Annotated in this window: 14 protein-coding genes and 1 pseudogene; 6 read left to right on the top strand and 9 right to left on the bottom strand. The window is 41.2% G+C overall.

Annotated elements, in window-relative coordinates:
• Window positions 1-336: 336 nt before the first annotated feature.
• A complete protein-coding gene (locus tag MLD56_RS06540) occupies window positions 337-567 on the bottom strand; it encodes a restriction endonuclease (protein ID WP_080658594.1) in 231 nt (76 codons plus the stop codon).
• Window positions 568-847: 280 nt separating this feature from the next.
• On the bottom strand, window positions 848-940 hold the full coding sequence (locus MLD56_RS26095; RefSeq protein WP_373459275.1) for an S-layer homology domain-containing protein: 93 nt from the start codon (window positions 938-940) through the stop codon (window positions 848-850).
• A 215-nt stretch (window positions 941-1155) separates the two neighbouring features.
• Here MLD56_RS26095 and MLD56_RS06535 point away from each other — a divergent pair.
• Window positions 1156-1899 (top strand): annotated as a pseudogene (locus tag MLD56_RS06535) (alpha-amylase family glycosyl hydrolase); the annotation flags it as partial.
• Between the two features lie 478 nt (window positions 1900-2377).
• Here MLD56_RS06535 and MLD56_RS06530 read toward each other — a convergent pair.
• Window positions 2378-3037, bottom strand: a complete 660-nt coding sequence (locus MLD56_RS06530) for a nitroreductase family protein (protein WP_029516306.1) — start codon at window positions 3035-3037, stop codon at window positions 2378-2380.
• Window positions 3038-3246: 209 nt separating this feature from the next.
• Here MLD56_RS06530 and MLD56_RS06525 point away from each other — a divergent pair, with 209 nt between their 5' ends.
• Window positions 3247-3609, top strand: a complete 363-nt coding sequence (locus MLD56_RS06525) for a winged helix-turn-helix transcriptional regulator (protein WP_029516305.1) — start codon at window positions 3247-3249, stop codon at window positions 3607-3609.
• A 1430-nt stretch (window positions 3610-5039) separates the two neighbouring features.
• On the top strand, window positions 5040-5840 hold the full coding sequence (locus MLD56_RS06520; protein WP_029516304.1) for a Cof-type HAD-IIB family hydrolase: 801 nt from the start codon (window positions 5040-5042) through the stop codon (window positions 5838-5840).
• 372 nt (window positions 5841-6212) lie between these two features.
• Here MLD56_RS06520 and MLD56_RS06515 read toward each other — a convergent pair whose 3' ends face one another.
• Window positions 6213-7103 carry an AraC family transcriptional regulator gene (locus MLD56_RS06515; RefSeq protein ID WP_029516303.1) on the bottom strand — a complete coding sequence of 297 codons (891 nt, stop codon included), beginning with the start codon at window positions 7101-7103 and terminating at the stop codon, window positions 6213-6215.
• A 176-nt stretch (window positions 7104-7279) separates the two neighbouring features.
• Between MLD56_RS06515 and MLD56_RS06510 the strand changes: the two genes are divergently transcribed.
• From MLD56_RS06510 to MLD56_RS06500, 3 genes are all read left to right on the top strand, one after another.
• Window positions 7280-8599, top strand: a complete 1320-nt coding sequence (locus MLD56_RS06510; protein ID WP_049816926.1) for an MATE family efflux transporter — start codon at window positions 7280-7282, stop codon at window positions 8597-8599.
• A 68-nt stretch (window positions 8600-8667) separates the two neighbouring features.
• Window positions 8668-9297, top strand: a complete 630-nt coding sequence (locus tag MLD56_RS06505; protein WP_029516301.1) for a sugar O-acetyltransferase — start codon at window positions 8668-8670, stop codon at window positions 9295-9297.
• Between the two features lie 642 nt (window positions 9298-9939).
• Window positions 9940-10248: a tyrosine-type recombinase/integrase gene (locus MLD56_RS06500; protein ID WP_029516300.1), complete on the top strand. Its 309-nt coding sequence runs from the start codon at window positions 9940-9942 to the stop codon at window positions 10246-10248.
• 142 nt (window positions 10249-10390) lie between these two features.
• Here MLD56_RS06500 and groL read toward each other — a convergent pair whose 3' ends face one another.
• From groL to MLD56_RS06475, 5 genes are all read right to left on the bottom strand, one after another.
• Window positions 10391-12019, bottom strand: coding sequence for a chaperonin GroEL (groL, locus tag MLD56_RS06495; protein ID WP_013309215.1), 1629 nt, complete (start codon window positions 12017-12019; stop codon window positions 10391-10393).
• A gap of 73 nt (window positions 12020-12092) precedes the next feature.
• Window positions 12093-12374, bottom strand: a complete 282-nt coding sequence (groES, locus tag MLD56_RS06490; protein WP_007429271.1) for a co-chaperone GroES — start codon at window positions 12372-12374, stop codon at window positions 12093-12095.
• 359 nt (window positions 12375-12733) lie between these two features.
• A complete protein-coding gene (gene tatC, locus MLD56_RS06485; RefSeq protein WP_029516248.1) occupies window positions 12734-13501 on the bottom strand; it encodes a twin-arginine translocase subunit TatC in 768 nt (255 codons plus the stop codon).
• Window positions 13502-13612: 111 nt separating this feature from the next.
• Window positions 13613-13864, bottom strand: a complete 252-nt coding sequence (locus MLD56_RS06480; RefSeq protein WP_013309213.1) for a twin-arginine translocase TatA/TatE family subunit — start codon at window positions 13862-13864, stop codon at window positions 13613-13615.
• Between the two features lie 103 nt (window positions 13865-13967).
• Window positions 13968-14450: a MogA/MoaB family molybdenum cofactor biosynthesis protein gene (locus tag MLD56_RS06475; protein WP_013309212.1), complete on the bottom strand. Its 483-nt coding sequence runs from the start codon at window positions 14448-14450 to the stop codon at window positions 13968-13970.
• Window positions 14451-14453: the final 3 nt, after the last annotated feature.

Raw genomic sequence — 14453 nt, 5'->3', positions numbered from 1 at the left:
CCCACGGTTATTTGTGAGGATCACCTATAAGGATCTTTTACAACAAAGAGTTTCTCCCTACAGCAAACGAAACAAAAAGATCAGTGCTGATCTTTCTCGTTACAACCTACATTTTCTATTAGACTCTTATTAGTAAAATTTCTTCAGTATGTTACTAAGGCAATAATTCAGATTCTGTTATAAATAATAGCACTCGAGCCAATTCGCTAAGGATCATTCCCCCTTTCATTCAACAGTTGAATCATTCCTCAATTTCGCGTGGGATCACTTCAATAATATTCAAAATCATTTTCTTTATAAGGTAATAATTCTACAATAGGCAGCATCGTTATTGAATTAAGCACTTGTCTTCTTAGAGGACAACATTTTTCTTTCGTTTGTACTAGCATCTCTACCAAATTCATTCCGGCTGATTAGCCTGACACTATTGGATTTAGCCAACTCATAGGCCTGTGATGTAAAGTTGCTATTGGTGACAACCCATGCACCATTTGCTCTATAATGTGCGCGGGCGCTCCGCACTTCCTGAACAATATGGAATTTAGTACTCAACCTATAGACGATCATACCGTTCAATTTATAGAAAAATACGCCATGTCCTTGGCGTATAGTTTCGTTAAAATATTAGTGGTACCCCTTGACAAACATTAGCTGGTTTTCTTGTCTTGCACTTGTTTCCAGGCGTTAAGTGTACTCAACTTCTCGCTTTCCTTCTTCTGTAAAAATGATCTGAGTTTTTTTTCCATCAGGATCATCTTATACATCAATTTTAACACGGTTATGCACGGTTTATGGATTCAGGATAATGACTCGGGCAGTATTTGCCTGAGCTTGATATTTTCTTTCATTATTTTTTCTCTTTCAAAGAAAGCATGGCTCCTTCCTGTCTACTCATATGGTCTTTCGGTCTAAATGTTCCGTCCGAATACCCTTGGACCATATAATCTTCGTAAGACCCATAATCTCTCCTTTGGCCCACTGAGCAATCTTGTCCTGGTCCAAGTATACCACTGATTCCCTCTCTCATTTTCGGTAGCCTGAATCACTCTTGCATATGTATATCCAGAGATAACTCTTACTAGACCGACCGTTGCTAAGTGCTCAGCTTGTGTACCCAACAGAACTTTTTTTCATTAGCATTCTTTTTAAGCTCGACTGAATGGAGAGGGTTGGAATAGCCTGTATCTGAATAATCATGATCAACCTCGCATGCTTTCCCGTTTTGGAGACGATAAGAATTATCATAAAGAGTCTGGCAAAATGCTGGCGACCCTATTGCATACGCTTCAAGGCACATCCTACATTTACCAAGGCGAAGAAATCGGAATGACAAATGTGCGCTTTGAAACAATCCAAGAATACAAGGGTATTGAAATCCTCAATATGTATAAAGAATACATGGCTGCAGGCCAAGATGAAGCCTCCATTATGAATTCTATCTACATCAAAGGACGCGACAATAGCCGCACTCCTATGCAATGGAATGACTCACCGCAGGCCGGATTTACAACTGGTAAGCCCTGGATCGGTGTTAATCCTAACTACAAACAAATTAATGTAGAATCTTCGCTGTCTGATCCAGATTCTATTTTTCATTATTATCGTCGGCTAATTGAACTGCGCAAGCAGCATGACATTATTGTTTATGGTGACTACTCAATTGTTGCAGAAAATCATGAGAAAGTTTTTGCTTATCAGCGAGCATTGGGTAACGAACGACTGGTGGTAATTCTCAACTTTTTTGGTGAACCTACGAGTATTTCTTTTCCAAAAGAAAGCTCTATTCCTCAATCTGGAAAACTACTGATTTCCAACTACAAGTCGGAAACTGCACTTGTTGATACTCAAAATATTACATTGAGACCATATGAAGCTAAGGTTTATTTATACACAGTGTAATCAAATTTTTCAAAGGTCTTCCACACCATACTGTTCAGTGAGCCGAAGGCCAGTCTGGGGACAAAGCTTGCCGTTCGATTTCAGAGGGCCTGCGTCAAGATGCCAGCAACAAGCTTCGAGTAACGATCGTTTCACCCGGATTCACAAACACACCTGGATCCACACAATTGGATTCCCTGGACGCCATAAAGGACTCAGAGATGAAAGCCAAACTCGAAGCTTATCAGAACATTGGGTTATCCCCCTACTCTATCGCTAAAGCTATTGCGTTCGCAATTGAGCAACCAAATGGCGTGGGTAAGTGAAATAGTGGTCCGCCCCACAGCGCAAATGTCCAGGGACATCCTCATTAATGATCAATAAGGATCAGGTGCCACCAAAAAACTCAAAAATGCACCTCCAATTGTTAGTAGTGGTTAACAATTGGAGGTGCATTTCATATCCTTTAGCTTCTTTTATATTACATGAATGATTAATATCAATCCTTAGGCAATTCATTAAAGAAAGCGACATCTTCTATCGGTAATCTTACCGTCCGGTGTCCGGGCTTCACCGCCTTACCGATGGCGATAAGCATAACTGGAGCGTATCTCGCCGGAATATCAAACTCTTCTACAAATTTTACTTGGTCAAAGCCGCCCATCGGGACCGTATCATAGCCTTTTGCACGGGCGACAAGCATTAGCTGCATGGATACCAGTCCACTATCAATAAATACTTTTCGGAGTACATTTTCTGGAGGCATACTCGCGAACAGTCTTTGGTATCGCTCCACGAATGATTTAGCTGTCTCTTCAGGCATGTACCCCGCATCGACCGCCATCCCGTAAACTTTCTCGGCCAATTTATAGCCTTCCAAATCTCCGAGTATCGCAATGACAGCTGAAGCCTCAATCACTTGCTGCTGGCTGTTGGCGATCGGAAGCAGTTTTTGTTTTAGCTCCTGCGAGTCGATGACGAGAAACCTCCACGGCTGGAGATTGGCGCCAGAAGGAGCCAGTGTAGCTAGCTGCAATATATCCTTCATTTCGTCCCGTGAGATCTTTACTTCGGAATCATAGTACCTTACAGATCTCCGATCTTGAATAACATCAAAAAACTGCGCCTCCACCTTCTGTGACGATTGTTCAACGGACATGCTTCTCTCCTCCCCATAATTACCTTGCCCCAAGTTGGCACAAGATGTTCTAAATAATTAGTAGTAGACCTTCAAAACAAATTCAACCATTGCAGTTAAATAAGCTTTAGTGTTACTATAAATTATTAAGTGTCTACTTTAAAGTAGACACATTATTTTTATATAGCTCAATAAATTAGACTAACTATACTATAGTAAGGAATGATTTTGTGGATATAAGCAAAGAGGACGAACAATGTCTGATCTCCATTCGCGAGGCGTTGGAGGTTGTTCGCGGAAAATGGGCTATTTTGGTACTCACCTTACTTAGTCTGGGTCCGCAGCGATTTAATCAGATGCGAAGATATTTAGACAATGTCAGCATCAAGTCTTTAACGGATGTCCTGCGTCATTTTGAGCGGCATGAAGTCATCAACCGCCAGGTGTTCCCTACCTCACCTGTTACTGTTGAGTATTCGCTAACAGATAAAGGAAGGGCGTACATACCTGTACTTCGGGAAATGCGCATATGGGGTGAAACCTGGGGAGGAACATCGGAAGCCGTTGATGATGGCGAAACCCCGCTTGGGTAAAGTAATAGTTTAGACTGGATCTTAAAAATGAAACGGCAACAGCTAGGGACCAGAAAATAAAGTCCTAGACTGTCACCGTTTCATTCAACTAATGTTCACTGTTTAGCACAATCGTTATTTCTACTATACGTTTTCGCGAGACAGGCTACAATCGAATGGGATTCAATAATATACAGGCCGCAAAGAAGGTACTGTTCCCAGGAAATCTGGAGTGCAGTACCCTCTTTGTTAACGGACTTATTCAATTAGCTTCATCAATCGTCTAATTTTATTGTGTCCGTCTTGACTAAAGCGATGTTCTGTGGTGTCAGTCCAGGACCGGTGCGACGGGTGCCAAACCATATAATGATGGTGACTAACACAAGCACCGCACAAGGCATCAGCATGATCTTTGCCCCCATTCCTGCCGAACGGTCGACGGCGGTCAAATCAGCTAGAACAATTAATACAAAAACTACCTAATTCAACTCAAATTGAATATGCAAAATTACTTGGCGTAGCACAAAGCTGCATTTCACAACTCATGAAAACCCTAACCGAAGAAAAAGCCATACAAAAGTGATTTTTTTCGTAATATATTGAAAGAGACTGTTTAATCTAAGCTTCCTATCCCCTCCCCTTTCCATGTAGACATATAGGTGAAGTCTTTGGTCTAATCTTAATAGACCCACTATGTAGTATCTACCTAGTGGGTATTTTTACTATCAAGGTACTCCGTTTTCATTTACACTAGTTCACTTAATATAAGTACACTATGGATCTTCCACGAGCTGATTTTTAAGAGGATACACAAATGGTATATACCCACGTAGTAGTTGTGTAGTTAGAAAAAAGGTTGTAAGGCTTTTCTAACTAACCCAATTGAATTACTTTTTGAATATCCCTATACAACCTTATTCAATTTAATTTTTCAGGATTTTTTATGTGATTTTTTGTGATTCAAATAACGAAATATTCACCACATATCGGCCTCATCAACAATTTCCTTCTTATATTCTCTAAAATACCTCTTCCTAAACAGCTGGCATTTTAACGATCACATATCATAATTGTGGCTTGGCAACTTGGAAAAATGTACTGAAATTAATTTATTGACATGAAACCAGTTACATATTTTAATCTTGTTTTGTAGCGAGAGATCATAGATAAGCATGTGACCAACTCGTTTTGAATTTTTTTAAAGACATTTTAAATGCCCATTATAAAGTATTTAAAAAAAGAGTTTTATGAATTTCACAGGAGGCGAATTTGATGGGAATATTAGGTGGATATATTGACCACGTGCGTTTTGATGGGTTCGTATTTTATCATTAGCGCAATTGTATATTCGCAAAAGTTCAAATTCTGGTGGAGAACATGCAAGTGAAATACGTCGATCATTGCAATCAGAAGGATAAACAAGACCAACAAAAAACAGGGGGGTAATAAGTATGATTAAACTTGTAGTCACTGATCTAGACGGAACATTTCTGAACAATAAAAGTTTGTACGATGTCGAACTTTTCAAAAAAGTTTATGCAGAGATGCAGCAAAAAGAAGTCACATTTGTCGCATGTACAGGTAAACAATGTGAACGTGTTGAAAAATTGTTTGACGAACATGGCAAGGGAGTTTGGATATTGGGTGACAGTGCTGCTCGAATTAAAAAAGATGGCCAAGTAGTTAAAGAGTTTAGTATTGATCGAGATCTAGCTCTACAGGCGATTGATCAAATTCAAGACTTCGACAACAATATGACACTTATTGTATGTGCTAGTGATGCTGCGTACGTTCATTCTTCCATTTCAGAAGATATGTATAACGTTGTTAAAGGCTCCTATGAACGTGTATTAAAAACAGACTCCTTTGCAAACATAGATAGCTGTTTTATCAAAATTACGGTCTTCGACACGGAGGGACGAAGTACAGCATTAAGAGCGCATGTTGAGAATACGTTGGGTGGACAAATTTATATTGTTGATTCAGAAGCTAGATGGCTGGATATCACGGCATTGCATACGCATAAAGGTGAGACAGTAAAGAAACTGCAAGAAATGTTGGGCGTCACATACGAGGAAACAATGTCATTTGGTGACGGCGAGAATGATGTGGAACTCATGGCAATCGCGAAATACAGTTTTGCAGTGAGTAATGCTTGTGAAAATACTAAAAAGGCAGCAAACTTCATTACTAAGTCAAACGAAGAAAATGGTGTTCTTCTCACGATTCAAAAAATACTGGATTTGCAGTGATCCTTGTCTGTCAACTGGTATTGCATTATGTAAAGGAGCGGGGCAATGGTGTGATTGCCCCGCTCTTTTATCATTTGAGTTGCAGAAACAGGCACTTCCAATGGTTATTATGTACCGAAAAAGAAATGATTTATGAGCAGACTCATCACATGTATCAATAAAGAATGAAATTTTTGCGGGATATGTTGCCCCAAAATATCTAAAAAGACGCAGGCATGTTAGCGCTCTCCGTGAAAAAAACAGGTTGTTCCTCTACGTAAAGTCCGTACTCCTTATTGTTTGAATTTCTATATTACGCTTTTGAAAAAATAATATTTGATTGGAAGACTGTTGTAATCCAGATTATTTCAAATTGGTTTGTATTACTTCCATTCAAGTTGAATCGTTATTCGAAACTTGTTTTCGATAATTTTGCGGAACTACACCCATCTGTTTACGAAAAATGGATGAAAAATAACTAGCACTTTGAAAACCGCAGGCAAGTGCAATTTCACTTATGGATCTTCGTGTTTCTTTTAACATTTCGCAACTTTTTTGAAGACGATATTGAGTGACATAATTGTTGGGTGTCTGGCCCACATACTTGTTAAATAATGTACAGCAACGGCTTCTGCAAACGGCTCCTGCGTAGGCGATCTCCTCAAGAGTTATTTTTTGATCATAGTTTTGATGAATGAAACGCGTCATTTCTTGAACATGCGTCAATACTCCAGGTTGCCCAGAAATGGGTTGCAAATGATCCCCTATTGTTGCACTCAAAGATAAAGCTTGTGATGCCAGACGAAGCGGATTTGGAGGAGTATGGTCCTTATGCATTTCCTGATAGATTTCTTGAATGGACAGTAATATTCTTTGCTGCCAATCAACCTGATCTGTAAGTACAACAAAATCAGCCATCATTAAACTAAACTTTTCCCCCCAGTATGTTTGAATAAATGAAGGCTTCTCACCAAGGATAGAGGGATGAATGACGACGACAAGGAATAAACAATCTTTATGGTCTGCAAGAGAATAGCCGAAATGCAAACGTTGGCTATTCACAAAAAGTCCATCCCCTTGATGCAATCGAGTGATACTTCCATTCACAGAGAAATCCATCGATCCTTGTAATATGTAGATAAACTCTATGTCCAAATGCCAATGCGCTACTGCTGCATAATTGTTAAATTGATGAAGGCTTCCCTTTCGGACATAAAGCGGTAAATCAGGAAGATTATAATTCAAACGTTCTGATAAATCAGAAAACACCTCTAAATTTGTCATCAAAAAGCCCTCTCTTTGTAAATATACGATTTTTATAAAATTATAGCTAATATTAATGGAAACAACAATGATATTATCCTATCCTTATATTGTGTAGATCAGTGGGGGAGGACAGGAGATAGGTGAGAAACCGCATACAACTCAAAGGATCTAATCGTGATTTTAATCGGGAGTTAATGACGCTCGTCATTCCCATTGCATTACAAAATTTAATATCAGCAACTGTGATATCCGTTGATGTAGTTATGCTGGGCATGATTAGTCAATCCGCAATGTCAGCTGTATCACTCGCAGGGCAAATTACTTTTGCATTAACATTGTTTTATATGGGAATGTCAGCGGGGGCAAGTATCCTCACTGCGCAATACTGGGGGAAAAAGGATACTTCAACCATACAGCGCATTCTTAGTATCGCTTGCATGTTCTCCTTTTGTGTCTCCATTTTGTTTTTTTTATCTTCCTTCTTTCTTCCGGGTACACTTATGCGTTTATTCACCAATGATGCAGAACTGATTCGATTCGGCTCAAGGTTTTTACAAATGAATTCCTTTTCTTATCTTGTGATGGGAATATCGCAGATGTATCTCAGTGTGATTAGAAGTATGGAAAATGCAAAACTTAGTGCGTGGATTAGTTCCTTATGTTTGATTTTGAACATTTTCTTCAATGCCATTTGCATTTTTATTTTATTCCCATCAAGGCCCGAACTGGCCATTTCAGCCGTAGCTCTTGCCACGGTTTTAGGACGGATTGTTGAACTAGCGTGTTGTGTGATTCATTCCATAACCAAGGGATCCATTCGTTTTCGTTTGCCTGTACGTGACGGCATTCAACGTAATTTATTAAAAGATTTCCTAAAATATACTCTGCCTGTACAGGGGAATTATATGGTTTGGGGAGGAGCTCTTACCGCTACTGCTGCAATTATTGGACATGTGAACTCCGATCTGGTAGCCGCAAATTCCATAGCGTCTGTAGTTAAAAATCTAGCAGTGGTTCTCTGTGGAGGCATCGCTACTGGGGGCTCTGTACTTGTTGGGAAGTATTTGGGACAGGGTGAAATCGAGAAAGCAAAGCATGCGGGCAACCAAATGTGCTTTTATGCTTTGATATTTGGAGTCATTGCAGGCTGCACGATTCTGTTCATTAAACCATTGGTATACTCTATCGTCAATTTGAATCCAACTGCTCAAAGTTACCTAGATGGGATGCTTTACATTAGTGCGTATTATTGTATAGCCAAATCGTTTAACTCCACAACTATAGCGGGTATATTCACGGCTGGTGGGGATTCTAAATTTGGATTTTGGTGCGATACTGTCGTCATGTGGCTTATTATTCTACCGCTTAGTTACCTATGTGCTTTTGTTTGGCAAGTCCCCCCCATTTTCTTATATATCGTCATCAGCCTAGACGAGATGATTAAACTTCCCATTGCTTTTATTCGATATCGACAGTTTAAATGGCTTAACAACATCACTAGAAACTTTGCATAAACCTGATCATAAATAAGGTTTTGCAATTTACTCTAATAAATATAAGCATGTATAAAGGAGAATGTGGCATGAATATCCAAGAAAGAATGACCAGCAAACAATTATTTACAGATCACGATGCTAATTATCCGAAAGAGGCTGCAGAGTTGGCAAAAGCACGCCAGCGTGGTAAGGCAATATGCTATGAAATTAATAATTTGCATCCAGATGATGTTGAAATGCGCAAAACGTTAATGAAACAACTTTTTGGAAGTATTGGAGAAAATGTATGGATGGAGCCGCCCATTCGCATGTCTTATGGTTCAAATACGACCGTAGGAAATAATGTATATATCAATTTCAATCTAACCGTGGTTGACGACTATAAAGTTACGATTGGTAATGATGTCATGTTTGGCCCGAATGTAACGATTGCTGTAACGAATCATCCTGTACATCCAGAAAAGCGCAAAGAAGGCGGGATGTTTGCATTACCAGTGGCCATTGAGGATGGGGCATGGATCGGGAGCGGAGCGATTATTGTTCCAGGAGTCACGATTGGCAAAGGGAGTGTAATTGGTGCTGGTAGCGTGGTAACCAAGGATATCCCGGCGAATGTAATAGCTGTTGGAAATCCATGCAGGGTTCTTCGGGAGATTACGGATCATGATAGAGAGTTTTACTATAAAGACATGCGTTTTGATCAAGTTGAATGGTAAGAAAAAGTGACCAGTAAGTTTTATAGAATAAAAATACGGCTCACATAAAGTCAAATGGAACCATACCATCTTCGATCATCTACCTTCCGGAGAGGAGTTTTTCGATGAATATAATTTATTTTTTTCTTACAATAGTTTCCCTTTATTTTGTCATTACAGCAATTGTGCATTCACGCCACACTCACTTGGTAGCCGATAAAATGCAAAAACAGTTTGAACATTACTTTAATGAAGATGCGCATCAAAATGATCAGCATATCGTATCAAATTAATAACAATGCATTATTAGCGAAGCAAAACGTCAATTTACAGTTAATAAGTATTTAGAAATATTCGTTGAATATAGCATCCTTCATCTTGAACAAGCTGATGACATTGAAATCTTTCACTTGCTTGCCTTTTCAGGGATACGATCTGTGGAACTCTGTGCTTTAAAAGATATGGACTTTAACTTTGAATTAAATGAGTTACGAATAACCAAGACACTTTACAATCCTGATAATATGCGTAAATACATTCTAACTCCACCCAAATCTACAGGATCTATTGGTAAATTTAATATAATTGATAACGTTATGAATTTGCTCCAAAGACACATTGTTAAACAACAAGCTTTCAGACTTGAATGCAAGAAATTATTTGATGATTATCATGAAAACAACTTTGTTTTTGCCCACAAGAACGGCACTCATTCAAAAAAATATATTAATCCGTATGGAACGTATTCTCAAGAAAACCTCAATTAAAAAGAAAGCTACTCCTCACATTTTTCGGCACACTCACATATCGATGCTGACTGAAGCTGAAGTTGATATCAAAACAATCATGAAGCGAGTTGGTCATGATGACGCAAAAACGACATTGAAAGTCTATACACACGTTACGGAGAAAATGAAGAAAAATGCCAATGCGAAGATTAAAAATCACTTCTCAGACATCCTTCAAATCTGACTCGTTGCAGAGAATGTGATTTTTATGTGATTTTTATGTGATTTTTATGTGATTTTTATGTGATTTTTATGTGATTTTATAGAAAAGGGCTCCCTCTCGGGAGCCCTTTAAATAGCGGTATTACAGGGTTTTGAGGCCCTAATTACATCATGCCGCCCATTCCACCCATGCCGCCCATGTCAGGCATTGCAGCCTTTTCTGGTTCTGGCTTGTCAGCGATAACCGCTTCAGTAGTCAGGAACATTGCCGCTACGGAAGCAGCGTTTTGCAATGCATAACGAGTTACTTTCGCAGGGTCAACGATACCAGCGTCGATCATGTTTACCCAGTCGCCAGTAGCTGCGTTAAAGCCTACGCCAACTTCTTCGCGTTTCAGACGCTCAACGATTACAGAGCCTTCTTCACCTGCGTTAGCAGCAATGGTGCGGATTGGAGCTTCCAGAGCGCGCAACACGATGTTCACGCCTGTTTGCTCGTCGCCTTGCAGTTCAACAGCTGCAACTGCTTTGTATACGTTCAGGAGCGCTACACCACCACCGGATACGATACCTTCTTCAACCGCAGCACGGGTTGCGTTCAGAGCATCTTCGATGCGCAGTTTGCGTTCTTTCAATTCTGTTTCAGTAGCCGCACCGACTTTGATGACTGCTACGCCGCCGGACAATTTAGCCAGACGCTCTTGCAGTTTCTCTTTGTCGAACTCGGAAGTGGTTTCTTCCAGTTGCGTACGGATTTGGCTAACACGAGCGTCGATGTCGGCTTTGTTTCCAGCACCGTCAACCACAATCGTATTTTCTTTTGTGATACGCACTTGACGTGCTGTACCCAGTTGGTCTACGGAAGCTGTTTTCAGGTCCAGACCCAGTTCTTCCGTGATCACTTGACCGCCTGTCAGGGCAGCGATATCTTGCAACATTGCTTTACGACGGTCACCAAAGCCTGGAGCTTTAACAGCTACAGCGTTGAATGTACCACGCAGTTTGTTAACAACGAGCATAGCCAGCGCTTCGCCTTCGATGTCTTCAGCGATCAGAACGAGTGGCTTGCCTTGTTGTACGATTTTTTCAAGCAATGGCAGGATTTCTTGTGTGTTTGTGATTTTTTTGTCTGTGATCAGGATATACGGATTGTCCAGTACAGCTTCCATTTTGTCCGTATCTGTAATCATGTACGGGGAAATGTAGCCACGGTCAAATTGCATACCTTCAACCACTTCCAGCTCTGTTGCAAACCCGCGGGATTCTTCAACCGTGATTACACCGTCTTTGCCCACTTTTTCCATAGCTTCAGCGATCAGTTCGCCTACTTCGTCATCAGCAGCGGAAATACCAGCTACTTGAGCAATGGATTGTTTGCTTTCGATTGGTTTGGAGATGGCTTGCAGTTCAGCAACAGCCGCTTTAACCGCTTTGTCGATCCCTTTACGGATACCGATTGGGCTTGCGCCAGCAGTTACGTTTTTCAGGCCTTCTGTGATGAGGGCTTGAGCCAAAACAGTAGCAGTAGTCGTACCATCACCAGCTACATCGTTCGTTTTGGTCGCTACTTCTTTAACCAGTTGAGCGCCCATGTTTTCGAACGCGTCTTCCAGCTCGATTTCTTTTGCAATCGTTACACCGTCATTAGTGATGAGCGGGCTACCGAATTTTTTCTCCAGTACAACGTTACGGCCTTTCGGTCCGAGTGTTACTTTAACAGCGTTAGCCAATGCGTCAACCCCGCGCAGCATAGAGCGACGAGCGTCTTCACTGAATTTAATATCTTTAGCCATTTGTGATAAACCTCCCTATGGATTATGAATGATTTGTTTCAATTCCTATATTCAGGTCTTGTCCGGGTTCCGGTTAACCGATGATCGCGTGAATATCGCTTTCTTTCATAATCAAATATTCTTTACCTTCATATTTGATTTCCGTTCCAGCGTATTTAGAGAAAATGACACGGTCGCCTTCTTTTACTTCCAGAGGAATACGGGCACCGTCTTTCAATGCGCCTGCGCCAACCGCGATAATTTTGCCTTCTTGCGGCTTTTCCTTGGCAGAGTCAGGAAGTACGATCCCGAAGGAAGTCGTTGTCTCTTGCTCAATTGCTTCCACCAATACGCGTTCACCCAAAGGTTTGATCATGAAAAAATAGCCTCCTTATTAAGTGTTTTATCCTGTAATTTGGTTGTTATGTTGTATGTATTAGCACTCGACAGTCGTCAGTGCTAACAACCAACTTTATGATACTCAACTTGGGATTGAATTTCAAGTCCCTAATGTATTTTTTATGGGAATTTTTATGGACAGCCCTTCCCGATTATATCCATCTATCTGAAAAATAACCGTTAACTCAAGGCTAATGGTTATTTTTCAGGGGACTAAGCCGCTACTGTTCATGCTCTGTACATAGTCATGATATACAAATGCTATTCATCATCTGCAAGTTGCCATGAAGCGCGACCCGAATAAATTATTTACTGAGCCATTCAAGTCCTGCCTTATTATTCTGAAGCTACACGCAATTGAGCCTCACGTTCCTCCTGTGCACGCAGTTGCTTGCGGTACACGACCGAAGACAAGTACACGCTCACTTCATATAACACCAGCAACGGAATCGCCACCAAAAAATCGGAAATAAAATCCGGTGGGGTAATGACAACCGCGACAAACACCAGCAGAAAATAAGAAATCTTCCGCCATTTGCGAAGCCGCATTGGTGTTAAAACATGAATCCCCGTCAGAAACATGATAAGCAGGGGGAGCTCAAACAGTAGCGCTACAGGCAGTACAATATTAAACATAAAGGTGAAATATTGTGCGATCCCGTACGTTTCCTGTAATCCCATACTTTTGGTGACAGACGATGTAAACTGAATCGCCATCGGGAAAATAATGAAATAAGCAAAAGCTGTCCCAATGATGAATAAAAGCAGCACATAAGGCACATACCGCAAAGTCGCACTTCGTTCTTGCGGCCTTAATCCCGGGCTGACAAATTTCCACAGTTGGTAGCATGCAAACGGTAGCGCCACCGCAATCCCGATGATCATGGCGATCTTCATGTAGATACCAATCCCGTCCCAAAAGGAAAACGCGTTTAACTGAAAAGCTCGCGCCGAACCGGAGCGAATAAGCCAGTCATATACAGTACCCGCCGCGAACAGACCACCAGCCAGTGCCAATACAAATACAATTAGCACATAGATCATTCTGCGGCGAAGCTCTCCCAGATGTTCCATTAGCGGCATTTCATGCTCTGATGGGGTCAAGTCCACTCCTCCTTTCTGAACGGAACGCAGCAGCGCCTCCTAAAAAATAAAGCCCTTCACTGAAGAAGAGGCTTTTGTTTATTGTACAAGATCAAGAATCGATCACTAAATCTATGACAAGCGTTTATCCTCAGGCTGAGGTTGAACTTCTGAAGACGTCGTTTGTGATGCTTTGACCACACTATCTTTGCTGTCTTTACGCTCAGTCCGTTCATCTTCTGATAAAATATCGCGTGCCCCGTTTTTAAACTCACGGAATGTACGCCCTACAGCTCGACCCAGCTCAGGCAGCTTGTTCGGACCAAATAGCAGCAGCGCCAGAATAATTAACAAAATATAACCCGGTGCTCCAATATTGGGCATGTGTAGTAATCCTCCTTATGTTGACGAACAAAATAAGAATCTTTGTCCGTATACGGCCTTATAAATTCTTATAGGTATCATACCACACACGATGTGCTGCCTTCTACCGGAACTGACCTGTCACCATAAGCAACGCTTCTGGAAGCTGGTCCATTATCGCTGCCAAATTTTCATGCACGCCTTTGGGCGTTCCTGGCAAATTGACGATCAGTGTACGTCCGCGTATTCCCACGATTCCACGGAATAGCATAGCCGCTGGATTTTTCTGCATCACGATCATTCTCATGGCCTCTGCCATACCCGGCACTTCCCGTTCCACAACCCGCCGAGTCGCCTCGGGTGTCACATCACGAATGGCCAGCTCAGTCCCGCCCGTAGTTAGTACCAGGTCTGCATGAAAATAATCGGTCATTTCGATTAAAGCAGCAATAATTTCATCCGGTTCATCGGGAACGATCCGGTATTCCACAATCTCTCCGCCCAGTTCTTCTTCGATGAGTTCCCGGATGACCTGTGCGCTTGTATCCTCACGCTCTCCCCTTGCCCCTTTATCACTGGCTGTTAGGATCGCCGTTTTCCACACCATAAG

This window comes from Paenibacillus peoriae (assembly GCF_022531965.1).
In the GTDB taxonomy this organism is placed as follows: Bacteria; Bacillota; Bacilli; order Paenibacillales; family Paenibacillaceae; genus Paenibacillus; species Paenibacillus polymyxa_D.
Note: the sequence above shows the minus strand (reverse complement) of the source record. Positions and strands in the feature narration are given on the sequence as shown.

What these genes read in the sequence shown, in the direction of transcription:
- MLD56_RS06540 (WP_080658594.1), bottom strand. Translation starts at nt 567, where the DNA reads ATGATCGTCTATAGGTTGAGTACTAAATTCCATATTGTTCAGGAAGTG.
- MLD56_RS06475 (WP_013309212.1), bottom strand. Translation starts at nt 14,450, where the DNA reads ATGGTGTGGAAAACGGCGATCCTAACAGCCAGTGATAAAGGGGCAAGG.
- MLD56_RS06510 (WP_049816926.1), top strand. Translation starts at nt 7,280, where the DNA reads ATGACGCTCGTCATTCCCATTGCATTACAAAATTTAATATCAGCAACT.
- MLD56_RS06505 (WP_029516301.1), top strand. Translation starts at nt 8,668, where the DNA reads ATGAATATCCAAGAAAGAATGACCAGCAAACAATTATTTACAGATCAC.
- MLD56_RS06530 (WP_029516306.1), bottom strand. Translation starts at nt 3,037, where the DNA reads ATGTCCGTTGAACAATCGTCACAGAAGGTGGAGGCGCAGTTTTTTGAT.
- MLD56_RS06500 (WP_029516300.1), top strand. Translation starts at nt 9,940, where the DNA reads ATGATTATCATGAAAACAACTTTGTTTTTGCCCACAAGAACGGCACTC.
- groES (WP_007429271.1), bottom strand. Translation starts at nt 12,374, where the DNA reads ATGATCAAACCTTTGGGTGAACGCGTATTGGTGGAAGCAATTGAGCAA.
- MLD56_RS06480 (WP_013309213.1), bottom strand. Translation starts at nt 13,864, where the DNA reads ATGCCCAATATTGGAGCACCGGGTTATATTTTGTTAATTATTCTGGCG.
- MLD56_RS06520 (WP_029516304.1), top strand. Translation starts at nt 5,040, where the DNA reads ATGATTAAACTTGTAGTCACTGATCTAGACGGAACATTTCTGAACAAT.
- MLD56_RS06515 (WP_029516303.1), bottom strand. Translation starts at nt 7,103, where the DNA reads ATGACAAATTTAGAGGTGTTTTCTGATTTATCAGAACGTTTGAATTAT.
- MLD56_RS26095 (WP_373459275.1), bottom strand. Translation starts at nt 940, where the DNA reads ATGGTCCAAGGGTATTCGGACGGAACATTTAGACCGAAAGACCATATG.
- groL (WP_013309215.1), bottom strand. Translation starts at nt 12,019, where the DNA reads ATGGCTAAAGATATTAAATTCAGTGAAGACGCTCGTCGCTCTATGCTG.